Source organism: Bradyrhizobium genosp. L (assembly GCF_015624485.1).
Classification (GTDB): Bacteria; Pseudomonadota; Alphaproteobacteria; order Rhizobiales; family Xanthobacteraceae; genus Bradyrhizobium.
The window spans coordinates 1,682,967-1,706,249 of sequence record NZ_CP061378.1 but is presented as its reverse complement, the minus strand read 5'-3'; the positions used below and the strand labels follow the sequence as shown (position 1 = coordinate 1,706,249).

General features: G+C 65.9%; 23 protein-coding genes. 11 read left to right on the top strand and 12 right to left on the bottom strand.

Features of this window, described 5'->3' with window-relative positions:
• Window positions 1-6: 6 nt before the first annotated feature.
• Genes IC762_RS07970 through leuC form a run of 6 tightly spaced genes read right to left on the bottom strand, consistent with a single transcriptional unit; the run spans window position 7 to window position 5,923 of the window.
• The gene (locus IC762_RS07970; protein ID WP_195788268.1) at window positions 7-879 is read right to left on the bottom strand and encodes an ABC transporter permease; all 873 of its coding nucleotides are present in this window, start codon (window positions 877-879) and stop codon (window positions 7-9) included.
• The gene (locus tag IC762_RS07965; protein ID WP_195788267.1) at window positions 876-1,709 is read right to left on the bottom strand and encodes an ABC transporter ATP-binding protein; all 834 of its coding nucleotides are present in this window, start codon (window positions 1,707-1,709) and stop codon (window positions 876-878) included. Before IC762_RS07965 ends, IC762_RS07970 begins: the two co-directional genes overlap by 4 nt.
• Window positions 1,706-2,752, bottom strand: coding sequence for an ABC transporter substrate-binding protein (locus IC762_RS07960; RefSeq protein ID WP_195788266.1), 1,047 nt, complete (start codon window positions 2,750-2,752; stop codon window positions 1,706-1,708). Before IC762_RS07960 ends, IC762_RS07965 begins: the two co-directional genes overlap by 4 nt.
• Entirely contained in the window at window positions 2,752-3,885 is a 1,134-nt protein-coding gene (gene leuB / locus IC762_RS07955) for a 3-isopropylmalate dehydrogenase (protein WP_195788265.1), read from the bottom strand. The genes IC762_RS07960 and leuB overlap by 1 nt, the downstream gene beginning before the upstream one ends.
• Window positions 3,882-4,517, bottom strand: a complete 636-nt coding sequence (gene leuD / locus IC762_RS07950) for a 3-isopropylmalate dehydratase small subunit (RefSeq protein ID WP_195788264.1) — start codon at window positions 4,515-4,517, stop codon at window positions 3,882-3,884. Before leuD ends, leuB begins: the two co-directional genes overlap by 4 nt.
• 2 nt (window positions 4,518-4,519) lie before the next feature.
• A complete protein-coding gene (leuC, locus tag IC762_RS07945; RefSeq protein WP_195788263.1) occupies window positions 4,520-5,923 on the bottom strand; it encodes a 3-isopropylmalate dehydratase large subunit in 1,404 nt (467 codons plus the stop codon).
• Between the two features lie 143 nt (window positions 5,924-6,066).
• Here leuC and IC762_RS07940 point away from each other — a divergent pair, with 143 nt between their 5' ends.
• Window positions 6,067-6,855, top strand: a complete 789-nt coding sequence (locus IC762_RS07940; RefSeq protein ID WP_195788262.1) for an IclR family transcriptional regulator — start codon at window positions 6,067-6,069, stop codon at window positions 6,853-6,855.
• Between the two features lie 307 nt (window positions 6,856-7,162).
• Here the strand turns inward: IC762_RS07940 and ald are convergent, their stop codons facing one another.
• Complete coding sequence (ald, locus tag IC762_RS07935) at window positions 7,163-8,278, bottom strand: alanine dehydrogenase (protein WP_195788261.1); 1,116 nt, start codon at window positions 8,276-8,278, stop codon at window positions 7,163-7,165.
• Window positions 8,279-8,403: 125 nt separating this feature from the next.
• Between ald and IC762_RS07930 the strand changes: the two genes are divergently transcribed.
• Window positions 8,404-8,892: an Lrp/AsnC family transcriptional regulator gene (locus IC762_RS07930; protein ID WP_195788260.1), complete on the top strand. Its 489-nt coding sequence runs from the start codon at window positions 8,404-8,406 to the stop codon at window positions 8,890-8,892.
• Window positions 8,893-8,896: 4 nt separating this feature from the next.
• Here IC762_RS07930 and IC762_RS07925 read toward each other — a convergent pair whose 3' ends face one another.
• Entirely contained in the window at window positions 8,897-9,460 is a 564-nt protein-coding gene (locus IC762_RS07925) for a cytochrome b (RefSeq protein WP_246801468.1), read from the bottom strand.
• 352 nt (window positions 9,461-9,812) lie between these two features.
• On the opposite strand from IC762_RS07925, the gene IC762_RS07920 reads away from it, so the two are divergent.
• A complete protein-coding gene (locus IC762_RS07920; protein ID WP_246801467.1) occupies window positions 9,813-10,829 on the top strand; it encodes a hypothetical protein in 1,017 nt (338 codons plus the stop codon).
• A 72-nt stretch (window positions 10,830-10,901) separates the two neighbouring features.
• Window positions 10,902-11,612 carry a type 1 glutamine amidotransferase gene (locus IC762_RS07915; protein WP_195788259.1) on the top strand — a complete coding sequence of 237 codons (711 nt, stop codon included), beginning with the start codon at window positions 10,902-10,904 and terminating at the stop codon, window positions 11,610-11,612.
• On the opposite strand, the gene IC762_RS07910 is transcribed toward IC762_RS07915, so the two are convergent.
• Entirely contained in the window at window positions 11,609-12,487 is an 879-nt protein-coding gene (locus IC762_RS07910) for an NmrA/HSCARG family protein (protein ID WP_195788258.1), read from the bottom strand. The genes IC762_RS07915 and IC762_RS07910 overlap by 4 nt on opposite strands.
• Before the next feature lie 116 nt (window positions 12,488-12,603).
• Here IC762_RS07910 and IC762_RS07905 point away from each other — a divergent pair, with 116 nt between their 5' ends.
• A complete protein-coding gene (locus IC762_RS07905) occupies window positions 12,604-13,497 on the top strand; it encodes a LysR family transcriptional regulator (protein ID WP_195788257.1) in 894 nt (297 codons plus the stop codon).
• Window positions 13,498-13,519: 22 nt separating this feature from the next.
• Here IC762_RS07905 and IC762_RS07900 read toward each other — a convergent pair whose 3' ends face one another.
• Complete coding sequence (locus IC762_RS07900) at window positions 13,520-13,870, bottom strand: hypothetical protein (protein WP_195790038.1); 351 nt, start codon at window positions 13,868-13,870, stop codon at window positions 13,520-13,522.
• 224 nt (window positions 13,871-14,094) lie between these two features.
• Window positions 14,095-15,030, bottom strand: a complete 936-nt coding sequence (locus IC762_RS07895; protein ID WP_195788256.1) for a LysR substrate-binding domain-containing protein — start codon at window positions 15,028-15,030, stop codon at window positions 14,095-14,097.
• Window positions 15,031-15,206: 176 nt separating this feature from the next.
• On the opposite strand from IC762_RS07895, the gene IC762_RS07890 reads away from it, so the two are divergent.
• From IC762_RS07890 to IC762_RS07870, 5 genes are read left to right on the top strand one after another with little or no spacing between them, the layout of a single operon-like run.
• Window positions 15,207-16,193, top strand: a complete 987-nt coding sequence (locus IC762_RS07890; protein WP_195788255.1) for a hydroxyacid dehydrogenase — start codon at window positions 15,207-15,209, stop codon at window positions 16,191-16,193.
• Between the two features lie 53 nt (window positions 16,194-16,246).
• Window positions 16,247-17,563 (top strand): MFS transporter, encoded by a 1,317-nt coding sequence (locus tag IC762_RS07885; protein ID WP_195788254.1) that lies wholly within the window; start codon window positions 16,247-16,249, stop codon window positions 17,561-17,563.
• 30 nt (window positions 17,564-17,593) lie between these two features.
• Entirely contained in the window at window positions 17,594-18,922 is a 1,329-nt protein-coding gene (locus tag IC762_RS07880) for an MFS transporter (RefSeq protein WP_195788253.1), read from the top strand.
• Window positions 18,923-18,938: 16 nt separating this feature from the next.
• Window positions 18,939-19,964: an amidohydrolase family protein gene (locus IC762_RS07875; RefSeq protein WP_195788252.1), complete on the top strand. Its 1,026-nt coding sequence runs from the start codon at window positions 18,939-18,941 to the stop codon at window positions 19,962-19,964.
• Between the two features lie 33 nt (window positions 19,965-19,997).
• A complete protein-coding gene (locus tag IC762_RS07870) occupies window positions 19,998-20,672 on the top strand; it encodes an RraA family protein (protein ID WP_195788251.1) in 675 nt (224 codons plus the stop codon).
• A 134-nt stretch (window positions 20,673-20,806) separates the two neighbouring features.
• On the opposite strand, the gene IC762_RS07865 is transcribed toward IC762_RS07870, so the two are convergent.
• Window positions 20,807-21,430: a hypothetical protein gene (locus tag IC762_RS07865; RefSeq protein WP_195790037.1), complete on the bottom strand. Its 624-nt coding sequence runs from the start codon at window positions 21,428-21,430 to the stop codon at window positions 20,807-20,809.
• A 365-nt stretch (window positions 21,431-21,795) separates the two neighbouring features.
• Here IC762_RS07865 and tuf point away from each other — a divergent pair, with 365 nt between their 5' ends.
• A complete protein-coding gene (gene tuf, locus IC762_RS07860; protein ID WP_195788250.1) occupies window positions 21,796-23,001 on the top strand; it encodes an elongation factor Tu in 1,206 nt (401 codons plus the stop codon).
• Window positions 23,002-23,283 lie beyond the last annotated feature (282 nt).

The following is a 23,283-nucleotide window of genomic DNA, read 5'->3' as shown; positions in this document are numbered from 1 at the left end:
GGTCCCCTACTCCGCGCTGCGCTGGACCCGCCAGCGCAGCAGATAGGTCTGCAGCCGCCGGATGATCGCCGACAGCACGACGCCGACCAGCATCAAAACCACGACGGCGACCATCATGCCGGAGGCTTCCCCGCGGGCCTCTGACTCGATGATCAGCCGACCGATGCCGCGCTCGGCGCCGATGAATTCACCGACGATCACGCCGATCAGCGCGAACGAGATCGCCGGCGTCAGCGAGGCGAACACCCAGGCCATGGTCGAGGGGATCACCACCGTGCGCGTGATCTGCCACTCGCTGGCGCCGAGCAGGCGCGCGGCGTTGGTAAAACCCTCATCGATCGAGCGCGCGCCCTCGAAGGTGTTGAAGAACACCAGGAAGACGACGACGATCCACGACGTCACGATCTTCGACATGTCGCCGATGCCGAACGCCAGCACGATGATCGGCGCCAGTGCGATCCGCGGGATCGAATTGACCGCGGTGATGAAGGGCTGAAAGATCGCGCTCAGCCGATCGGAGCGTCCCAGGATCAAGCCCGCGACGAAGCCGGAGACCACGCCGGTGACGAAGCCGAAGAAGGTGTTCTTCAGCGTGATCGCCGTCGCCGCCCAGAGATTGTTCTCATTGCGCGCCAGGCACTTTCCGAACTCGCCATTGAACCAGCTGTTGAACGCGCCGAGCTTGGAGGTCAGACAGCTCTGGATCAGGAAGTTGTCGAAGATCATCGACGGTTTTGAAATGAAGTAGGGGTCGAGCAGATCAGGCACCAGCCACGGCAGCTTGGCCCGCAAGTCATAGCCCCATTGCCAGACCGACAGCACGACGGCGCAGATCAGGACCTGCCAGGCGATCGTGCTGAGCGTGCTGAACCGCCTCATGCACTGCGGCCCTTGACGAATTCCTCGCCGAGCGAGTGCCAGATGTGCTGGAACAGCTCCGCGTAGCGCGGCGTCTCGCGCACCTTCACCGCGTCGCGCGGCCGGGCGAAGTCGACCTCGAACATGTCCTTGATCCGGCCCGGCCGTGCCGAGAACAGGATGATGCGGTCGGCCAGGGTCAGGGCTTCGCCGAGATCGTGGGTGACGAACAGCACGGTCTGCTGCTCGCGCTCCCAGATCCGCAGCAGCACTTCGTGCATGTCGATCTTGGTGTGGGTGTCGAGCGCGCCGAACGGCTCGTCCATCAGGAGAATCTGCGGCTCGACGATCAGCGTCCGCATCAAGGCCGCACGCTGCCGCATGCCGCCCGACAGCGCCGACGGATAGGCGGTCTCAAATCCCCTCAAGCCGGCCTGCGCGACGCATTCCGCGATGCGCTCCTTCCGCTCCTGCGCGGGAATGCCGGCGAGCTCCAGCCCGTAGCCGATATTGTCGGCGACCGTCCGCCATGGAAACAGCGTGTCGCGCTGGAAGACATAGCCGACATCAGGCGTCGCCTTGCCCGTGATGACACGCTTGCCGTCGATCAGGATCTCGCCGCCGCTCGGCCGGATCAGCGAGGCGATCATGTTGAGCACGGTGCTCTTGCCGGATCCCGAGGGACCGAGCAGCGCGACGAACTCGCCGCGGCGGACGTCGAAGGTGACGTCGCGGACGGCCTCGATCGTGGTCTTGGCGAGCTGGAACGATTTGCTCAGGCTTTTGACCTCGACGCGGCGGTCCGCCGGCGAGCGCGATGGCGCAACGACGCTCGTCTCCAGCGCGCTCAACCCGGATAGGCCTTTCGCGCCGCGTCGATCAGGGCGGTGTTGACCACGTCCTCGATCTTGAGCGGCTTGATGCCGGTCATCTCGCGGAACCAGACCTTCTCGCCGCGCGCAAAGCTCGCGGCGTCGACCCGGCCGTCATAGTCCGCGACCTTCTGGATCGAGGAGATCTCGAGTAGGTTGGACTCGCGCGAGGTGCTGCCAACATAGGGCTCGATCGCGTCGTAGACCTCTTCGGCCTTGTGCGCCTTGATCCACTGCGCGGCGCGCCACAGCGCGGTGACATAGGCCTCCATCTTGGCAGGATCCTTGTCGATCGTGGCCTGCAACGTGAAATGCGCCGTCACGGGCACCTTGCCGCCGATATGCTTATTCCAGATCGCCTCATCGGTGCCGTCGAACAGCAGCTCGCCCCAACCCTGCTTCTGCGCGTCGGTCAGGAGCGACAGCGACGAGACCAGGATGTCGGCCTGCTTCGACTTCAGCGTACCCAGCATGGTGTCGACATTGCCGGTGCCGATCCAGGTCACCTTGTCGTCGAGCCCCATGGTTTCCATGTAGTAGGACGCCCAGACATGGTTGGTGCCGCCGAGCGATGAGACCGAGACGATCGGCTTGCGGCCATCCGGCCGCTTCCACTGCGTAAACGCCTCCAGCGTGGTGATGCCCTGGTCCTTCAGGTCCTTGCGGATGATGAACATCACCGAATTCGACCGCGTGTCGATCGGCAGTAGCACGCGCGCGGCGCGGCCGTGATTGGTGAGCTGCATCGGATGGGTGACGTCGCCGATCCCGATATCGCCTTGCGAGGAGGCGATGATCTCGCGGGTCTTCACGCCGCTGCCGCCCTGGATCAGCTTGCAGTCGAGGCCTGCTTCCTTGAAGTAGCCGATGCGATCGGCCACAAACTGCGTCTGGTAGACCGGCACCGCGACCGGATAGATCGCGCGGCCCGGCATCGCCTCCGCCCAGGCGTGTCGCGACGCAAGCGCAGCACCGCCGGTCGCGATCACGGTCAGTGCCGAGCGCCTGGAAATGTGAGCCATCAGGCGTGCTCCCTCGCCGCGATCTTGTCGAGCGCGCTGAGTACCGCATCGCCCATCTGGGCGGTCGACAGCTTCTTCGCGCCGGCCTCGGCGATATCGGCGGTCCGCGCCCCCGATGCGAGCGCGGTCTGCACCGCCTTCTCCAGCAGGTCGGCATCCGCGGGGCGGTCCAGTGTCAAGCGCAGCAGCATCGCGACGCTGAGGATCGATCCGAGCGGATTGGCGATGCCCTTGCCCGCGATGTCGGGCGCGCTGCCATGCACCGGCTCGTACAGCGCCTTGCGCCGGCCATAGCGGTCGACCGGGCCGAGCGAGGCCGACGGCAGCATGCCGAGCGAGCCCGAGGCCATCGCCGCGCAGTCGGACAGGATGTCGCCGAAGATATTGCCGGTGACCATGACGTCGAACTGCCTGGGCTCGCGCACGATCTGCATCGCGGCGTTGTCGACATAGAGATGGACGAGCTCGACGTCGGAGAATTCTTCCTTATGCAGCGCGATGATCTCCTCGCGCCAGACCACGCTGGCCTCCAGCACATTGGCCTTGTCGACCGAGCACACCTTGTTGCGGCGGGTCCGCGCCAGCTCGAACGCTGCGCGCGCCACGCGGCGGATGTGGTTGGTGGCGTATTCCTCGGTGTTGAAGCCGCGGCGCTGGCCGTCCGGCAAGGTCTCGATGCCGCGCGGCTGGCCGAAATAGATGCCGCTGGTCAGTTCGCGGATGATGACGAAGTCGACGCCGTCGAGCACCTCGGGCTTCAGCGGCGCGGAGGCCGCAAGCGCCGGGCTCGCCAGGATCGGCCGCAGATTGGCGTAGAGATCGTATTTGCTGCGCAGGCCGAGCAGGCTGCCCGCTTTGCGCGCGGCCGGCGGCACCTCGGTGGTCTCCGGTCCGCCGGTGGCGCCCCACAGGATCGCGTCAGCCTCGTCCATCGCCTCCGCGGTATCCTCGGGCAGCACCTTGCCGGTCTTGAGATACGGGATCAGCCCGTACTCGGCGTCGCGCAGCGTCATCGGCGCGCCGCGATTGGCCGCGAACCATTCGAGCACGCGCCGCGACTGCGCGGTGACCTCGGGGCCGATGCCCTCGCCGCCGACGACGGCGACCTTCATCATGTTGGATTGCGTGCTCATGCCGATATCCTTGTCGAATGAATCCAGGGCCGCGCCGCCCGGTCGGAAGCCTGGAAGGCGTGGATTTCGTCGTCGCGCTGCAATGTCAGCGCGACCTCGTCGAGGCCCTTCAGAAGTCCGTCGCGCCGCCGCGGGTCGATCTCGAAGGAATGGCGCGCGCCCGACGGCGAGACGATGGTCTGCGCCTCCAGATCGATCGAGACCTTGCCCGCGCCCTGTGTCGCCTCGATGTCGGCGGCGAGGGAATCGACCACCGCCTTGTCGACGATGACAGGCAGGATGCCGTTCTGGAAGCAGTTGGCGAAGAAGATGTCGCCGAAGCCGGAGCCGATGATGGCGCGGATGCCGCGTTCCTGCAGCGACCACACCGCGCCCTCGCGCGACGAGCCGCAGCCGAAATTCGGCCCGGTGACGAGGATCTCCGCCTCCCGATACGGCTCGCGGTTGAGGATGAACTCCGGATTTTCCGAGCCATCGGGCAGATAGCGCAGCGAGCCGAACGCCCATTTGCCGAGCGTGCCGCGGATCGAATTGCCGACGAGCCGCTCGATGCGGATGATGACGTCGGTATCGATGTTGCTGCGCATGATCGGCGCGGCGGTTGCGGTGAGCTTGTCGAACGGTTTTGGCATGGTCAGCGTCCCATCATCCGGACATCGGCGATCGCGCCGGCAATGGCGGAGGCCGCAGCACTCGCCGGGCTTGCCAGATGCGTCCGTGCGCGCGGTCCTTGCCGGCCGACGAAATTGCGGTTCGAGGTCGAGACCGAGCGCTGGCCCGGCGCCACCACCTCGCCATTGGCGGCGAGGCACATCGAGCAGCCCGGCTCGCGCCATTCGAAGCCGGCATCGACGAATATCTTGTCGAGCCCTTCGGCCACCGCCTCGCGCTTGACGTTCTCCGAACCCGGCACCACCCAGGCGCGGACGCCGGCGGCGACCTTGCGGCCGCGCGCCACTTCGGCCGCGGCGCGGAGATCGCTCAGCCGGCTGTTGGTGCAGGAGCCGATGAACACCCAATCGACCGGCGTGCCCGCGATCGGCGCGCCGCCCTTGAGGCCCATATAGTCGAGCGCGGTCTCGATCGCGGCGCGGCGCGCCGGATCGTCGACCGCCTTCGGATCGGGAATTTTGCCGTCGACGCCGATGACGTGCTCGGGGCTGATGCCCCAGGTCACCTGCGGGATGATCTTCGTGACATCGATCATGACCTCGCGATCGAACACCGCGTCCGGATCGCTCGGCAGCTCGCGCCAGGCCTTCACCGCCAAGTCCCACATCTCGCCTTTCGGCGCGTAGGGACGGCCGCGCAGGAATTCAAACGTCTTCTCGTCGGGTGCGACCATCCCCATCTTGGCACCGAGCTCGATCGAGAGGTTGCAGATCGTCAGCCGCCCCTCGACCGGCAATTCGCGGATCGCGCTGCCGGCATATTCGACCGCATGGCCGGTGCCGCCGGCGGCGCCGATATGCCCGATCAGTGCCAGGATCATGTCCTTGGCGGTGACGCCGAGCGGCAGCTTGCCCTCGAACCTTGCGCGCAGCGTCTTCGGCCGGCGCTGGATCAGCGCCTGCGTCGCCAGCACATGGGTGAGCTCGCTCGACCCGATGCCGAAGGCGAGCGCGCCGAGGCCGCCATGGGTGCAGGTGTGGCTGTCGCCGCAGACGATCGTCGCGCCCGGCAGGCTCAGGCCGAGCTCCGGCCCGATGACGTGGACGATACCTTGGCCGGGCTGATCGACATCGAACAAGGTAATGCCGCTCGCCGACGTCTCGACCCGCAGCGCCGCCAGCAATTCCATCCCGATCTTGCTGGTTCCGGCGCGGCCCGGCGCAGTCGACAGCGCGTGATCGGGCGTCGCAAAGGTCAGTTCGGGATTGTGAACCTTGAGGCCGCGGCTCTTCAGATCGAGCAAGCCGCGCGAGCCGCCGAGATCGTGCAGCAGATGACGATCGATGTGCAGAAGGTCAGTGTCCTCGTTCAACCGGGCAATGACATGCTGGTCCCAGATCTTCTCGAACAGGCTTCGTCCGGGCATCCGCCTTCCCCTGTGCTCTGCGTTTCCATGCGGCTTGATTTAATTGACGCCAATCTGTGCCAAAGTTGCCCTGAAGTGAAGCCGCTTCGCCCTAACATCACATATGTGATAGAGGTGCGGCTTGCCCCGCTGCGGAGACAGGCATGCCGAACTCGAACAAGACGCCCATCGTCAAATCGGCCATGCGGACTTTTGCGGTTCTGGAGTTCTTTCGGGAAACAAAGCGGGCTGCGTCCGTGACTGAAATTTCTGCCGCGCTGGAGATGCCTCAGTCGAGCACTTCGGTGTTGCTGAGCAGTCTCGTTGAATTGAACTACCTTGAATACGACCGACTGACCCGGCGTTTCATACCTAGCTATCGGGTCAACCTGCTTGGTGATTGGATCCGTCGTTCTCCGTTCCGCGATACAAAGCTCACAGACCTGATGGAAGAACTCTGGAGGGCGGCTGGCGGCGAAACCGTTATGCTCGGACATCAGGCGGGCGCCGCGGGGATGCAGTATCTCCACGTCGTGCCCAGCGCCTCTCGGCTTCAATACACTGCGCAAGCCGGTCAGGTACGACCGATGGTTCGCACCGCCCTCGGACACGTGCTGCTGAGCCAAATGCCAAACGCAACCGTGCGCGGCATTATCCGTCGCAACAACGCTGAAGAGCCGATTCAGTCGGTGCGCGTTCGAGAATCGGTCTTTCTCGAAGAGATCGAGCGCATCCGCCGCCGCGGGTTTTCCGAGTCAGGCGGCCGCACGACGCCGGGAGCAAACACGATAGGCATGCTCGTTCCCCTGCCAAAGAGACGCGCTCCGCTCGCTATCGGCATCGGCGGACCAATCGAACGAATCGCGGCAAAGCGCGAGCTGATCATTGAAGTCATGCAGCGTCGGCTGGAAAAACTGACGGACGAAACCGGGCGACGATCGTCCGAGAAATGACATCTCGGGACGCCGAACGCATCGTGCGGATGACGGTGACGGACGTCGCAACATCCTGAGTGTCGTAGCCCGGATGGAGCGCGACTACGCGCCCGCACAACATATTCGGTGTCGTCCCGGCCGAGTGCGCGGTTGCGCACGGAGCCGGGCCCCATAACCACAGGGCAAAGTTTAGCGAAGATTGGAAGTTATCGTCCTTGCCACGGTACTGCGATCTCCGCGCTGGAGAGATCGCGCGGTATGGGTCCCGGCTCCGTGCGCAACAGCGCACTCGGCCGGGACGACGATTGGAGAAAGCCTGCAAACCTTACGACGCCAGCGCTTCTTCCGGCATCACGACGGCGAGATGCTGGCTCTCGGCGACGGCGCGGTTGGTGATGCGGCCGCGATGGACGTTGAGGCCGGCGCGCAGATGCGGATCCTCGACCAGCGCGCGGAGGCCCTTCGACGCCAGCGCCAGGCCGAACGGCAGCGTGGCATGGTTGAGCGCATGGCTCGAGGTGACCGGCACCGCGCCGGGCATGTTGGCGACGCAGTAATGCACGATGTCGTCGACCAGATAGGTCGGCGCCTGGTGCGTGGTCGGCTTCGAGGTCGCAAAGCAGCCGCCCTGGTCGATCGCGACGTCGACCAGCACCGCGCGGCGCTTCATGCCGGCGAGCTGCGCGCGCGAGACGAGCTTCGGCGCGCTGGCGCCCGGCACCAGCACCGCGCCGATCACGACGTCGGCGGCCGTGATCTCCTGCTCGATCGCCTCCAGCGTGGCGTAGCGGGTGCGGACGCGGCCGGCGAAGAGATCGTCGAGCAGGCGCAGCCGCGGCAGCGCGCGATCGAGGATGGTGACGTCGCTGCCGAGGCCAGCGGCCATCCGAGCCGCGTGGGTGCCGACCACGCCGCCACCGATGATCGCAACCTTGGCCGGCGGGACGCCCGGCACGCCGCCGAGCAGCTTGCCCATGCCATCGGCCGATTTGCGCAGCGCCGCGCCGGCAGTCTCGATCGCGAGCCGGCCGGCGACCTCGCTCATCGGCGCAAGCAGCGGCAGCCCGCCATGCGCGTCGGTCACGGTCTCGTAGGCGACCGCCGTGCAGCCGGAGGCGATCAGCCCCTTGGTCTGCGGCACGTCGGGCGCGAGATGCAAATAGGTGAAGAGGATCTGACCTTCGCGCAACCGCGCCCATTCCGCCGGCTGCGGCTCCTTCACCTTCACGATCATGTCGGCAACGGAAAACACCTCTTCGGCGGTGTCGGCGATCCCGGCACCGGCCTGCCGGTAGACGTCATCGCCGGCACCGATGCCCTCGCCCGCGCCGCGCTGGACCACGACTTCATGCCCATGCGCCACATATTCCCGGACCGAGGCCGGCGTCAGCCCGACCCGATACTCCTCGACCTTGATCTCCCTGGGCACGCCGATGCGCATGGTCCGCTCCTTGAAAATGGGTTTCCGCCATCATCAAGGCTAGTCCCGGCCCTATGGCGTTTCTCAGCGAATTCCGGCTTGTGCACATCGGAATACGCTCATACTCTTCGCCTGCGGCTCACCTTTTGAAAGAAAACTGCGTGGACGGTTTCGACCGTATCGACTTGCGAATCCTGGCCGAGCTGGTCGCCGACGCCCGCGCCAGCCAGATCGAGCTGGCGGAAAAGGTCGGGCTGTCGCCGACCGCCTGCGCGCGGCGGATCCGCCATCTCGAGGAGAGCGGCGTGATCCGCGGCTATCGCGTCGACCTCGAGCCGACCGCGCTCGGCCTCGTCACGACAGTTGTCGTCACCATCACGCTGGAGAAGCAGAGCGAGGACTATCTTGCGGCCTTCGAAGCCGCGATCGCGCGCTGCCCCGACGTCGTGTCCTGCCATCTGATGTCGGGCAGCGACGATTATCATCTGCAGGTGATCGCCCGCGACATCGCCGACTTCGAGCGCATCCACAAGCAGCACCTGTCGCGGATGCCAGGCGTCGCCCGCATTCATTCCAGCTTTGCGATGCGCGAGGTGGTCCGCCGTACCATTCCGGAGACGGCGCTGCGCGGCTGACGCGCTATGCCAATGGACTGCGGCTCGCCCGTGGCCACATCCGCGAGAACGTCTCGTCCTTCTTCACCAGCACGTGCCACAGCGTCGCGGCGATATGCAGCGCGACCACGGCATAGACGAGATAGGCGAGCAGGCCGTGCGCCACCTCGCCGGCATGCTCGACCGCCCGATTTCCGGCGAACAGCCGCGGCCAGCTGAAGGTCCAGAAGTAGCGCAGCGAATAGCCGCCGGCTGACGAGAACATGTAGCCGGTCACCGGCATGACGAAGAGGATGGCGTAGAGTGCCCAGTGATTGAGCCGCGCGGCGATCCTGACCAGCGGCGAAAACGACCCCGGCTCCGGCGGCGCCGTGGTCGCGGCCCGCACCATCAGCCGCAGGATCGCGAGAAAGAACAGCGTGACGCCGAGCGATTTGTGCACCTCGAGCAGTTCGCGCCGCGGCGACGTCCCTGCCGGCTGCAATCCGCAATAGAGCCCGATCAGCATCGCCGCGATGAACAAGACCGCCGTCGCCCAATGGATTTTGCGCAGCAGCGGATCGTAGCTGGCCTTCACTTCCGTCGTCACAAGCAGCCTTCGAGCTGGGTTCGGGGCCGCTGAGTAGATGATCGCGCCGCGCCTGCCTACCGGCGCAAGGGTCAATTTCGATCACGATCGCGAAGGCGGCAGAGGCCTTCCACCGTCATTCCGGGGCGCGCGAGGCGCGAGCCCGGAATGCATTCATCAGCAACATTGCGGCCTGATGGATTCCGGGCCTGCGCTTCGCGCATCCCGGAATGACGTGAGGAGAACCTTGGCGCGCTCTTCACCACCGGAGCCGCCCGGTCCCTTCCACACGCATTTTTTAGTCGTGATTCCCAATCTTTTGTGACAGAATTACTACACAAACATATCAGTTCGGTTACATGCGGAGCGGTGAATGAGCAGCGAGTGGCGGGCACGGCCGGTTTCGCTGGCCTGGTCAAATCCGGTGGTCCGGTGGTGGGGCCTGCTGACGGCCGTCAGCGGCGCCAACATCGCGGTCTGGTTCGTGCTGTATCGCCAGTTCCACGAGCAGACGAGCGGCGCCCTGGGCGGCCCGTCCGGCACCGGGCTGATGCTGCTGCTTTGTGCCGGCTATGTGTTCGGCTGCGCCTTCCGCTCGGTGCTGCCGCGCGCCGACGTGCAGCGCATCTGCCTGGTCGACACCTGGCTGTCGAGCGTGGCCGTCGGCCGCACCGTCGCCACGGTCGCCGAGATGTGCTTTGCCGCGCAATGGGCGATGATCCTCCATCAGCTCGGCACCATGACCGGCGCGGAGACCACGGTAAACATCGCCTGGATCATCGTGCCGCTGATCCTGATCGCGGAATGCTTCTCCTGGTATGCGGTGCTGACCAAGCATTATCTCGGCAACGCGATCGAGAACTCGATCTGGGCGGTCGTGTTCTTCCTGGTCGGGGCTGCGCTGTGCCGGCTGCTGCCGGAATTTCACGGAGTCGTACGCTGGACCTTGATCGTCGCGATCGCCGGCATCACGGGCTATCTCGCCTTCCTGATGACGGTCGATGTCCCGATGTACCTGAACCGCTGGCGCGCCGAGCTTGCCGCCGGCGGCAAGCTGCTGCATCCGCTCGAGGGCTGGCGTGACGTCAGCACGCGCTGGGTCGTCACCCACGACATCGCCGAGTGGCGCGAAGAGATCGCCTGGATGTCGCTCTATTTCAGCATGGCGGTGTGGTCGAGCCTCGCGCTCTGCGTCGGCTATTCGCTGGAGGACCAGCTGCCGCGCTACCGCACCGAGCCGGCAATCGTCAGCACGACGCCGGCGATCGCGAGTGCGACGCCGGCGATCGCGAGTGCAACGCCGGCGATTGCGAGTGCAACGCCGGCGATTGCTACCACCGCACCGGCGGCACAGCACACCGCAACGATCGAGGCGGCGGCGCGGAATTGATCAACCGCGCGTCTTGAGCGCGACCGCACTTTCGGGGTAAGCACGCACCAGCTTACCCCGACCCTGCATCCGATGCCCCACATCACCATCATCGAAACCGGGCTCGTCAGCCCGCAATTCCGCGAGCGCCATGGCACCTATCCGCTGATGTTCCAGCGGATGATGGCGGCCGCCGACCAGAACGTCACATCCGGCGCGGTGAGCGTCGCCAATGGCGAGACGCTGCCGGATCCCGCCGGCCTCGATGCGATCCTGATCACCGGCTCCTCGGCCGGCGTCTATGACGATGTCGCCTGGGTCGCACCGCTCGAGGCGTTCGTCCGCGCCGCCCACGACAACGGCATTCCGATGGTCGGCGTCTGCTTCGGCCATCAGCTGATCGCGCAGGCGCTCGGCGGCACCGTGCGCAAATCGGAGAAGGGCTGGGGCATCGGGCGCCACGTCTATCAGATAGCGCCGGACAACGGCCTGATCGAAGGCCGTGAGATCGCTGTCGCCTGCTCGCATCAGGACCAGGTGATCACCCCGCCGGCTTCCGCGCGCACCTTCATGTCGTCCGAGTTCACGCCGCATGCCGGACTGCTCTACACCGGCGGCACCACGATGTCGGTGCAGCCCCATCCTGAATTCAGCGCCGACTATGCCGACGCGCTGTGCGACCTGCGCCGCGGCCGCGCGCCGGACGACGTGATCGCGACCGCCAAGGCCTCGCTCACAGCCCCGCTCGATCACGCCAGGCTCGGCGGCGTGATCACGCGGTTCCTGAACCCGCCGCGCGCTTAGCCGTTGCGCCACTGGGCGGCGGCATCGCGGGCGAAGTCGCGGTACGCGCGCGGCGCGTGGCCGAGCAGTTGCGTCAGGCGCGCAAGGTCGTCGGCGGTCGCGACCGCGCCGTCGGTCTGGTAGCGGCCGAGCATCAGGCGCATATCGAGCGCGAGCCAGGCCGGCGCCGCTGCCTTGAGGCGCTGCTCCATCGCCGCAAGATCGTCGCCGCCATAGCCGATGGTGCGGCCAAGCGCTTCACTCCAGATCGCAGCGATGCTTTCGCCGGTCAGCGCGTCGGGCCCGACCAGCGCGTAGGTCTCGCGGCCGAGCGGCGTGGCGGCGCGCTCGCGCCGCACCAGTTCGACCGCGGCGGCCTCGCCGATATCGCGAATATCGACCATCGAAATTCCCTTCGCACCGATCGGCATGCCGTAGGCACTGAATTTCAGCAGCACATCCTTCAGCCGAAGATCGTTCTGGATGAAGTAGGCCGGACGCAGGATGGTCGCGGGCAGATCGAGCGCCTCGATCATCCGCTCGACCGTGTGCTTGCCGGCGAAGTGCGGCACGTCGGCATAGGCCTCGCCCTTGAACACCGAGAGATAGACGATGCCCTTGACGCCGGCCTCGCGGGCGGCGGTCAGCGTCAGCATGGCCTGGGTCAATTCGTCGGCGACATTGGGCACCAGCAGAAACAGCGTGCTGACGCCATCGAGCGCCGCGCGCACCGACTCCACGTCGGCGGTGTCGCCGCGAACCGCCGTGACGTGGGACGGAAGCTGCACACTGCCGGGCGAGCGGGTCAGCGCGCGGACCTCAACGCCGCGGCCGGCGAGGTGATTGAGCACCTGCATCCCAATGGTGCCCGTGGCACCGGTAACCAGAATAGCCATTTCGCATACTCCTCTTCAGGGCAGACCGTCTGCCGTTGAGGAGGAAACTATCCGTTCCATTTTTATTTCCGAGATGCCAATATCTGGACAGATCGTCTCAATTATGGAACGGAAAGATGGATCTTCAGGCGCTCGCCGACTTCAATCTGGTTGCCGCGCATGGCGGATTCGGCCGCGCCAGCCGCGCGTCCGGACGGGCCAAGGCCACCTTGTCCCGCCGCGTCACCGAGCTCGAGCAAAGCCTCGGCGTCCGGTTGATCGACCGCGGCTCGCAGAGTCTTCGACTGACCGACGAGGGCAGCGCGCTGCATGAGCGCACCACCGGCCCCCTCTCCGATATCGCAGAGGCCGGCGAAGCCGTGGTGCTCGGCGCCTCAACCCCGCGCGGCCGGCTGCGGGTGAGTGCGCCGCTCGTGATCGCGCATGTCGCCTTCGGCCGGATCGCTGCGCGCTTTGCGCGCGCCTACCCCGACGTCCAGCTGGAGATCGTCGCCGAGGATCGCGTGGTCGATCCGGTGGAAGACGGCTATGACCTCGTGATCCGCATCAACCCGTCGCCGGATGAACAGCTCGTCGGCCGCCGCTTCCTCAACGATGATCTGCTCGTCGTGGCCCACCCCGATCTGCCGGAGCCGATCGGTGCCGTGCATGAGAGCGTGACGGTGAATGCGGTGCTGACGAGCACGACACCTGCCGACGTCACCTGGCGCTTCCGGAAACACGGCGGGGACGAGATCACGCTTATGCCCAAGCCGATCCTGCGCCTGTCCTCGCTGCTGATGATCCGCGAGGCGACGCTGGCCGGCGCCGGCGCGGCGCTGTTGCCCAAGCTGCTGGTCGACGACGATATCGCCGCCGGCCGGCTCGCCTGTTGGGGCACCAGGGCCGGTCCGCCGGTCGAGATCTGGGCGCTGCAGAGCTCGCGCCGCCTGGTCGGCGCCAAGGTTCGCGCGTTCCTCGACGTCGTCGAGCAGGCGTTTCCGAACCGCGTCTTCGTGCCGCCGGCGTGAGTGCGTATCCCGATCGCGCACCTCAGGTCATGCTGCCCGGCATGAAGCAGCGCACGCGCGGATGGCCGTCGATATAGCGCTTCCACACCATGGTCCGCCCGATCTTGTTCGGCTCGGTGATCACGGCCTCGTTCGGCACCACCACCCACTCATCATCGATACGCACCCGGTAGTGCCCGTGATCCGACTCCCAGTCGGGATCGGCGAGGACGTATCCGTCGGCGTCCGAGCAGCATTGCCCGTAGCCGCTGTGCAGGCTCTCGAACCAGGGTTTGAGAGGCGAGTTCGCGTAGCGGCCATCGTCGCGTGCCAGCGCCGGCGATGCGGCCCACATGATTCCCAGCAGCAATGCCGCACGCGTGGTGGCGTGCATGTTGTCGTCTCCGCAGGTCTCGATCCGGCCGCGGACACGCGCATTGTCGCTCACCCGCCCGCGCAGCGGCGAGCGAGAAGACGACACATCGGCGCCCCGGCCACTCGTCATTCAGGTATGCAAGAGGGGCGCCAAACTGGATTCCGGGAGATTACTGCCGACGAAAGTATGGGATGCGCGCGTACCCCTCGCGGCACATGCGCACGAGCGATCTCGCCGAATGATCAGCGGCTCACGACGGCGACATCAGGGACCAGCGCGGGTGCGCTGCGTGACGCGGCCTGCAGCGCGCACTCGACGAAACGGCGCGGCAACAGCGAAGCATTGGCGCGCATCGCGACCAGCATCCGGCTTTCGGCATCCACCGTGTCCAGCGGCTTGGCCACCACATTGGCAACGCCGGCGTCCTGATAACACGACGGCAGGATCGCAATGCCGAGCCCCGCCGCAACCAGGCTGAGCACGGTGCGCAGCTCGTGCGCTTCCTGCACCACGCGCGGCACGAAGCCGGCGCGCCGGCACAGCATCGCGCCCTGGTCGGCCACGCCGCAGCCGCTATCGGCCATGCCGACGAATTCATGCTCGGCAAGCTCGGCCATCTTCAGTGCGCCGGTCGTGCCGGCCAGCGGATGATCGAGCGGCAGGAACGCCATCAGCCGGTCGCGCCAGACCACATGGACTTGCAGATCCGGGGCGGGGCGGAAATCCAGCGGCGGCCGCATGATCGCGACGTCGAGCTCCGCGTCCGCAATCGCCTGCAACTGCTTGGCGGTCGACATGTGCCTGAGCTCGATCTTGACCCGCGGATAGCTGGAGCGGAAGCTGCGGAACAGTTCGGCGAACATGTCGAGCATCGGGACCGAGCCGGTGAAGCCGACGCGAACCACACCGGCCTCGCCGCGGGCGGCACGTCGCACCGTCTCAGACGCCAGATCGAGCTCGCTGACCGCGCGCCGCGCATGCTCCAGCAGCAGCCGTCCGGCCTGGGTCAGTTCCACGGTCCGTCGTGTCCGCGCCAGCAACTGCGTGCCGAGTTCCTCCTCCATCGCCTTGATCTGGGTGCTCAGCGGCGGCTGACTGACGTGCAAGCGCTTGGCGGCGCGGCTGAACGAGAGCTCCTCGGCCACAGCGATGAAGTAACGAAGCTGCCTGTAGTCCATCGCTTATTCCGATTCCCTATAAGTGAGGGGCCAAAGCGGTATTTGACCTCACCGGACCGTTTCCCGATCTTGGCGCGAATTGACCTGACCTCCAAGAGGAGACGCGCGAAAAATGCCAAAGATGGGAGAATGGGCGCGCCGATCAGCCATGCGAAATCGCGGCGGGCGCTAGAGCGATGTCCGGCCCGTTCCGCGTTCTCGTCACCGGCGACAACCTCGCCCCAGCGGCCGTCAAGGTCTTGCAGGATATCGGCGCCGAAGTCGTGCTGATGCGCGATGCCGTCACGCCCGAACGCCTCACGCACGAGATGGCGGCGGTGCCGACGCAGGCGATCCTGATGCGCGGCAATCCGGTCTTTTCCGCCGCCGTCATCGCCGGCAACCCGCATCTGCGCGTAATCGCCAAGCACGGCGCCGGCGTCGACAGCGTCGATCTCGACGCCGCGACGGAGCATCGCGTGCTGGTGATGGTGGCGGGCGACGCCAACGCGCCCGCGGTCGCCGAGCACACCATGGCGCTGATCCTCGCGCTCGGCCGCGACGTCGTTAGCCTCAACGAACGCACCCATGCCGGGATCTGGGACCGCGCCACCTATCGCGGCCGCGAGATCCGCGGCCGCACGCTCGGCCTGATCGGCTTCGGCCGCATCGCCCGCCATGTCGCGCGCACCGCGAGCGCGCTCGGCATGGAGGTCATCGCGCTCGGCCGTGACAAGGGGCGCGTCGATCCGCAATTGGCGCGCGAAGCCGCCGATCTCGGCGAATTGCTCGCGATCTCCGACATCGTCAGCCTGCATGCGCCGCTGACCGACGCGACGCGCGGCATGATCAATGCCGAACGCATGAGTGCCATGAAGCAGGGCGCGATCCTGATCAACACCGCGCGCGGCGCGCTGGTCGACGAGGCTGCGCTGCTGGCGGCGCTGCAGAGCGGCCACCTCACCGGCGCCGCGGTCGATACGCTGGCAGAAGAGCCGCCCGCCAAGGATCGCCCGATCCTCGCCGCACCGAACCTGATCGTGACGCCGCACATCGCCGCGCAAACCGGCGCCTCGATCACCCGGACCGGAATCGAGGCGGCGCGCAACATCGCCGCCGTGCTGACGCAAGGCGAGATCGATCGCGGCAATGTGGTGAACCCGGCCGCGCTCGGCCCGCCGTAGCCGGAGCGGGATACAACGACAAACAACAAGCAAGATCACCGGGGGAGACGACAATGAAACTGGGATGGCTGTCCGAGCTATCCGCCGTCGAGCGCAAGACCTTCTTCGCAGCCTTCGGCGGCCTTGCGCTCGACTCCATGGACACGACGATCTACGCGCTGGTGACACCGGCGCTGATCGCGACCTTGAGCCTGTCGCGACCCGATGCCGGCATCCTCGCGTCGTCCTCGCTGATCGGCACCGCGATCGGCGGCTGGATCGCAGGCATTGCCGCCGACCGGTTCGGCCGGGTGCGCGTGCTTCAGTTCACCATCCTGCTGGTCGCGGTCTCGACCTTCGCCGCGGCCTTTGCCGACGGCTTCCGGTATCTCTTGGTCGCGCGCGCGATCCAGGGCATGGGCTACGGCGGCGAGGCCGCGGTCGGCGCCGTACTGGTGTCCGAGGTCGTTGCGGCCAACATGCGCGGCCGTGTCGCCGCGGCGATCCAGAGCGGATATGCCGTCGGCAACGCGCTGTCGGTGGCGCTGTTTCCGGTGATCTTCGGCTGGCTGTCGCAGGACATGGCCTGGCGCGTGTTCTTCGCGATCGGCGTGCTGCCGGCGCTCCTGGTGTTCTTCGTCCGCCGCTTCGTGCCGGAATCCGCGATCTTCGCCGAGCAGGCCGCGCGCGACAGCACCGCGCGGAGCAGCTTCTGGGCCATCTTCACCGGCGAGCATCTGTTCAAGACTTTGGTCGCGACCTTCTTCACCACAGGCACACTCGGCGCCGCCTATGTGATGATCACCTGGCTGCCGACCTACTTGCAGACCGGGCTGCATCTGCCGGTTGCCCACGCCGCCGGCTATCTCGGCGTCAATATCTTCGGCTCGTTCGTCGGCCCGATCGCGTTCGGCCTGCTCGCCGACCGCCTCGGCCGTCGCAAGAGCTTCATGCTGTTCCTGGTCTGCCAGGCAGTGAACGTCGCCGCCTACACGCAACTGCCGATCGGCCAGGGCATCACTATCATCCTCGGCTTCTTCCTCGGCGCGCTGCAGGCCGGTCTCGCCTCCGGCCTGATGCCGACCTTCGCCGAATTGTTTCCGACCTCGATCCGCGCCAATGGCGCCGGCTTCGGCCTCAGCGCCGGCCGCGGCCTCGGCTCGATCGTGCCGGCGACCGTCGGCATCCTCTCGACCCGGATGCATCTCGGCGACGCGATGGCGCTCTGCGCGATCTGCGGCTACTCGGCCGCGTTCATCGCTGCTCTGATGCTACCGGAACAGCAGGGCATCGACCTCAGAACGATGGCCAGCGGGCCATCCAACGAAACGGCGCCCGACCACGCAGCCGGGCGCCCCAACACCATGCGAAATGGCGTCGCCACCCAATGAACGCCATCGCAATCAACGGGAGGATTTGAGATGGCCCAAGCGGCTGCAAGCGAGCTGGAACGGCAAACCATCAGCCGCGTCTATTGGAGGCTGATCCCGATCCTGTTCGTGATGATGTTCTTCAACTATCTCGACCGCATCAATCTCGGCTATGCCGGATTGACCATGAACAACGATCTCGGCCTCAGCCCGGCGATCTTCGGCTTCGCGGCCAGCATCTTCTTCCTCGGCTACATGGTGCTGGAGGTGCCGAGCAACCTGATGCTGCACTGGCTCGGCGCGCGGATCTGGCTGGCGCGCATCCTGATCACCTGGGGGTTGGTCGCCGCGCTCACCGCCTTCGTCTGGAATCCGCTCAGCCTCTATGTGATGCGGTTCGGGCTCGGGGTCGCCGAAGCCGGCTTCATGCCGGGCGTCGTGCTCTATCTGACCTGGTGGTTTCCCGCGCGCTACCGCGCCCGTGCCGTGGCCGGCTACATCATCGCCGGCTCGTTCTCGGCGGTGCTGGGCGGGCCGATCTCGACCAGCGTCATGACCTGGTTCGACGGCGTCGCCGGCCTGCATGGCTGGCAATGGATGTTCCTCGCCGAGGGCGTGCCGACCATTCTGCTCGGCCTGTTCACGCTCTATTATCTGACCGACCGCCCAGCCAAGGCGGACTGGCTCACCAGGGAGCAGGCGGCCTGGCTGGAGGGCGAACTCGCCGCCGAGCGGGCCGAGATCGAACGACAGGGACAGCACCGCTTGATCGAATGCATCCTCGACATCAGGGTCTGGCTCTTAGCCGCATTGTTCGGCTGCGCGCTGGTCGGCATCTACGGCCTGCTGCTGTGGCTGCCGCAGATCATCAAGGGAATGGGCAATCTCAGCAACATCGAGGTCGGCTTTCTCTCGGCGATCCCGCCGCTGCTCGGCGTGATCGGCACCATCGTGGTCAGCCGCAGCTCGGACAGGACCGGCGACCGCAAGTTCCACCTCGCCGGCGTCTATCTGCTTGCGGCGGTGGCGATGCTTGGCAGCGCCTACGTGGCGAGCCCGGTGCTCGCCTTCGTCTTCCTCTGCATCGTCGGCTTCAGCCTGAACGCCGGCAATCCGTTGTTCTGGAGCATCAACGCCTCGCTCTTGACCGGCGCGGCCGGCGCCGCCTCGATCGCCATGGTCAACACGCTGGCGCAGTTCGGCGGCCTGATCGGGCCCTGGTGCATCGGGTTGATCAAGGATTCCACCGGCAGTTTCTCATGGGCCTTGGTCGGGATCGCCGGTTTCCTGCTCATCGCATCCGCCGTCGCCGCCACCATGCGCGTCACGCCCCGCGAGACGGACATCACGGGCGCCATCCCGTCATCCGTCACGCATTGAAGGAGAAGACAGATCCATGATCATCGATTGTCACGGCCACTACACCACCGAGCCGCCCAAGCTGCACGCCTTCCGCGACAAGCAGCTCGCCGGCCTCGCCGACAAGAGCCGCCGCCCGCTCACCACCAATCTCGGCATCACCGACGACGAGATCCGCAACAGCGTCGAGGGCGCGCAGCTCAAGCTGCAAAAAGAGCGCGGCACCGACGTCACCATCTTCTCGCCGCGCGCCGCCGGCATGGCGCATCATGTCGGCAAGGAAGCCACCAGCGTCGAATGGACCACGATCTGCAACGACATGGTGCACCGGGTCTGCACCCTGTTTCCGAATAATTTCGTGCCGGTCTGCCAGCTCCCGCAAAGCCCCGGCGTGCGGCCGGACAACTGCATCAAGGAGCTGGAGCGCTGCGTCAACGAGCTCGGCTTTGTCGGCTGCAACCTCAACCCCGATCCCGCCGGCGGCTATTGGTGCGATCCGCCGCTGACCGACGAGTGGTGGTTCCCACTCTATGAGAAGATGGTCGAACTCGACGTGCCGGCGATGGTCCACGTCTCGTCGTCCTGCAATCCCTGCTTCCACGGCACCGGCGCGCACTACATCAACGGCGACACCACCGCCTTCATGCAGTTCCTGACTTCCGACCTGTTCAAGCGCTTCCCGACCATCAGGTTCATCATCCCCCATGGCGGCGGCGCGGTGCCGTATCACTGGGGCCGCTATCGCGGTCTGGCGCAGGACATGAAGCTGCCGCTGCTCAAGGACCATCTGTTGAAGAACGTGTTCTTCGACACCTGCGTCTATCATCTCCCCGGCATCGAGTTGCTGACGCGGGTGATTCCGGTCGAGAACATCCTGTTCGCCTCGGAAATGGTCGGCGCCGTGCGCGGCATCGATCCGGAGACCGGCCATCACTTCGACGACACCCGCCGCTATGTCGACGCATTGCCACTCAGCGCCGAGGACAAGGCGAAGATCTTCGAAGGCAACGCCCGCCGCGTCTACCCCCGCCTCAACGCCCATCTCGACCGCCGCGCGCACTAAGCAATCGCGCACAGGAACAACCGGAGAAAACCGATGGCCATAGGATTTGCAATTCACAAGGCGAAGCGGAAAGTGGCGCCCGACCTCGTCGCGCGTTACCGCACCCTGCCCGTCGCCAACATCAGCGATAACATGTCGCGGATCGCGGGCACCAATCGGCTGCGGCCGATGCATGCCGGCGGCTGGCTCGGCGGCCCTGCCCTCACCGTCAAGACCCGCCCCGGCGACAATCTGATGGTGCACAAGGCGATTGATCTCGCCCAGCCGGGCGACGTGATCGTGGTCGATGCCGGTGGCGTGCTGATCAACGCCATCATCGGCGAGATCATGTCGACCTTGGCCGAGAAGAGGGGCGTGGCCGGCTTCGTGATCGACGGCTCGATCCGCGATGCCGGTGCGATCCGCGCCGGAAAATTCCCGGTGTTCGCCGCCGGCGTCGCCCATCGCGGCCCCTACAAGGACGGCCCGGGCGAGATCAACTGCGCCATCTCGATCGACGGCATGATCGTCGAGCCGGGCGATCTGATCGTAGCCGACGACGACGGCGTGCTCTGCGTGCCCTATGACCAGGCCGTCGATATTTGCAAGCAGACCGAAGCCAAAAAGGCGAGCGAGGAGAAAGCGATCCAGCAGATCCTCGCCGGCACCCCCGATCGTCGCTGGGTCGACGAGACGCTGGCGCGGCTCGGCTGCGAGTACAAGGACTGAGGCTTGGCGCCACAGTCCGTAGCTCGTCATGCCCGGGCTTGACCCGGGCATCCACGTCTTGCTTCACCGAATGTACGAAAGACGTGGATGGCCGGGTCAAGCCCGGCCATGACGACCGGGGTATGTCAGCTTGATCAGCGGCCGCCGAACAGAAGCGGGGACTGGCCGGGCAGCAACGGCGAATTGATGTCGCTGTCCATGCGCTCCGCCTGCGGCTGGGCGAAGCTTGCGCCAATCGACAGGCTGAGGTTCGAGGTCGGCCGGTACTCGATCCCGGCCCGCGCTGCATAGCCGGCGTTGGTGCTGGAACTGCTGCTGAACGGCGCCAGCGGGCCGCCGGCGCCCGGCGGATTGTATTTCAGGCTGTCGAAGCCGGCGAAGAACGTCACGGGCGACGACCCGTCGCCGCTCTTGAAATTGTAGCCGACCTGCGCGCCCTGGTATTCATACGAGCCGAACGCGCTCGACTGGCCGAGCCCGGTCAGACCGAAGCGCCCGCCCTCGCTGCCCATGAACCAGCCGTCTGGACCCTTGCCGTTCAGATACGCGTTCCCGCCCTGGGCGCGCGGATCGCCAAAACTCGGAAAATTCCCGTAAGCATCCGCCTTCTGGGCATCGGCCAAGCTGCCGCCGAAACCGAACAACGAACCAGCGGTCCAGTATTGCACGGGGGCTGACTGCGCGAGGGCCTGCTGGCCGTCCAGGCAGAGCGCCGCCAGCACGATTGCGAGTCCAGTTTTGCTTGCAAAGATCGACATTCGAGTAACCGTTCCTGGGTCGAAATCATACGCCAGGCACCGCGGAAACGCCAGCCGGCGCCACGGCACCACGGGCGTGCCTCTTGCCAACGGCGCAGTCACCCCTTATGTACACGCCTCTTTCCAAGCAGAGAGCGACCCAGGTTTCCAACAATGCGGCAGTCACAGCGAGCATCGATGCTGATGACGACGGGAGGGCTAGAACCCTCGTCCGCCGCCAATCTGCTTTGGACCTGACCTCACCACGTCACACCTGACATCGGTAAGCGGCCCGGAGCGGAAGCGGCTCCTGGCGCCGAACGAGCTCTCGCGGTGCCTCGAGTCGTGCAAACCAAGCACGGGAGCTCGAACACCACAGGTGTCCCATGGCCAAAGAGAAGTTCATCCGCCTCAAGCCCAACTGCAATGTTGGCACGATCGGCCACGTGGATCATGGCAAGACGACGCTGACGGCAGCGCTGACGAAGGTCTCGGCCGACAATGGCTGGGGCGCATTCGTGTCCTACCAGGACGTTGCCAAGGCGTCGGCCGCGCAAGGTACGCGTGACGATTCGAAGATCCTGACTATTGCGACCAGCCACGTCGAGTTCTCGACGGCGGAACGCCATTACTCGCATGTCGACTGTCCCGGCCACGCCGATTATGTGAAGAACATGATCACGGGCGCGGCGCAGATGGACGGCGCGATCCTGGTCGTCTCCGCGGTCGATGGACCGATGCCGCAGACGCGCGAGCATATCCTGCTGGCGCGCCAGATTGGCGTGCCGCGCATCGTCGTGTTCTTGAACAAGTGCGACGTTGCCGACGATCCGGAGCTGGTCGATCTCGTCGAGATCGAGGTGCGCGACCTGTTGTCGAAGTACCAGTATGACGGCGACAACGCGCCGGTCGTGCGCGGTGCGGCGATGGCCGCGCTGCGCGGCGAGCACGGTCCGCTGGCGGATCAGGCGATCCTCAAACTGTTCGAGGCGCTCGACGCCTATATCGAGCTGCCCGAGCGGCCGAAGGATCGTCCGTTCCTGATGCCGATCGAGGGCGTGCAGTCGATCGCCGGCCGCGGCACCGTCGTGACCGGGCTGATCGAGCGCGGCACGATCAAGCTCGGCGACGAGGTCGAGATCGTCGGCCTTGGCGACACCAGGAAGTCGGTGGTGACCAGCATCGAGAGCTACCGGAAGATCCTCGACCAGGGGCAGGCCGGCGACAATGTCGGCTGCCTCTTGCGCGGGATCGACAAGGCTGTCGTGCAGCGGGGTCAGGTGCTGTCGCGTCCGGGTGGCGCGGCGCCGCACAAGACCTTCCGCGCGGAAGTGTATGTGCTGACAAAGGACGAAGGCGGGCGCCACACGCCCTTCTTCGCCAATTATCGTCCGCAGTTCTACTTCCGGACCGCCGACGTCACCGGCACCGTCCAGCTCGGCAACGGCGCCGAGATGGTGATGCCGGGCGACAGCGCCGAGTTCACGATCGAGCTTCACAAGCCGATCGCGCTCGAGGAGCGGTCGCGCTTCGCGATCCGTGAAGGCAACCGCACCGTCGGTGCGGGCGTCGTGACGGAGATCATGGACTGACGGATGGGGCCCGGTGACAGCCGGGCCCCCATCCACCTGTTTGCGGAGTGAAGCCGCCTCATTCAGCCCCTGCGGGTCCCGGTTCCAAGGCCGGCTCCAGGGCAATCGGGAATTTTTCCCGATCGTATCTGGAAAAGAATCCCGAACCTTCGGGACAGAACTCGTTTGCCAAATTTGTACCGCTCCAGCAGTCTCAAACCCGCAGGTTCGTTGGGGAAAATGGCGAACCGCGACAACAGGGTGGGCGTCATGGCTGGGACGTTGTTGCGTACGGCAACACGA

Coding starts and splice junctions, on each gene's coding strand:
- IC762_RS07970 (WP_195788268.1), bottom strand. CDS start 879: ATGAGGCGGTTCAGCACGCTCAGCACGATCGCCTGGCAGGTCCTGATC.
- IC762_RS07960 (WP_195788266.1), bottom strand. CDS start 2,752: ATGGCTCACATTTCCAGGCGCTCGGCACTGACCGTGATCGCGACCGGC.
- leuB (WP_195788265.1), bottom strand. CDS start 3,885: ATGAGCACGCAATCCAACATGATGAAGGTCGCCGTCGTCGGCGGCGAG.
- leuD (WP_195788264.1), bottom strand. CDS start 4,517: ATGCCAAAACCGTTCGACAAGCTCACCGCAACCGCCGCGCCGATCATG.
- leuC (WP_195788263.1), bottom strand. CDS start 5,923: ATGCCCGGACGAAGCCTGTTCGAGAAGATCTGGGACCAGCATGTCATT.
- IC762_RS07940 (WP_195788262.1), top strand. CDS start 6,067: ATGCCGAACTCGAACAAGACGCCCATCGTCAAATCGGCCATGCGGACT.
- ald (WP_195788261.1), bottom strand. CDS start 8,278: ATGCGCATCGGCGTGCCCAGGGAGATCAAGGTCGAGGAGTATCGGGTC.
- IC762_RS07920 (WP_246801467.1), top strand. CDS start 9,813: ATGAGCAGCGAGTGGCGGGCACGGCCGGTTTCGCTGGCCTGGTCAAAT.
- IC762_RS07915 (WP_195788259.1), top strand. CDS start 10,902: ATGCCCCACATCACCATCATCGAAACCGGGCTCGTCAGCCCGCAATTC.
- IC762_RS07910 (WP_195788258.1), bottom strand. CDS start 12,487: ATGGCTATTCTGGTTACCGGTGCCACGGGCACCATTGGGATGCAGGTG.
- IC762_RS07905 (WP_195788257.1), top strand. CDS start 12,604: ATGGATCTTCAGGCGCTCGCCGACTTCAATCTGGTTGCCGCGCATGGC.
- IC762_RS07900 (WP_195790038.1), bottom strand. CDS start 13,870: ATGCACGCCACCACGCGTGCGGCATTGCTGCTGGGAATCATGTGGGCC.
- IC762_RS07895 (WP_195788256.1), bottom strand. CDS start 15,030: ATGGACTACAGGCAGCTTCGTTACTTCATCGCTGTGGCCGAGGAGCTC.
- IC762_RS07890 (WP_195788255.1), top strand. CDS start 15,207: ATGTCCGGCCCGTTCCGCGTTCTCGTCACCGGCGACAACCTCGCCCCA.
- IC762_RS07885 (WP_195788254.1), top strand. CDS start 16,247: ATGAAACTGGGATGGCTGTCCGAGCTATCCGCCGTCGAGCGCAAGACC.
- IC762_RS07880 (WP_195788253.1), top strand. CDS start 17,594: ATGGCCCAAGCGGCTGCAAGCGAGCTGGAACGGCAAACCATCAGCCGC.
- IC762_RS07875 (WP_195788252.1), top strand. CDS start 18,939: ATGATCATCGATTGTCACGGCCACTACACCACCGAGCCGCCCAAGCTG.
- IC762_RS07870 (WP_195788251.1), top strand. CDS start 19,998: ATGGCCATAGGATTTGCAATTCACAAGGCGAAGCGGAAAGTGGCGCCC.
- IC762_RS07865 (WP_195790037.1), bottom strand. CDS start 21,430: ATGTCGATCTTTGCAAGCAAAACTGGACTCGCAATCGTGCTGGCGGCG.
- tuf (WP_195788250.1), top strand. CDS start 21,796: ATGGCCAAAGAGAAGTTCATCCGCCTCAAGCCCAACTGCAATGTTGGC.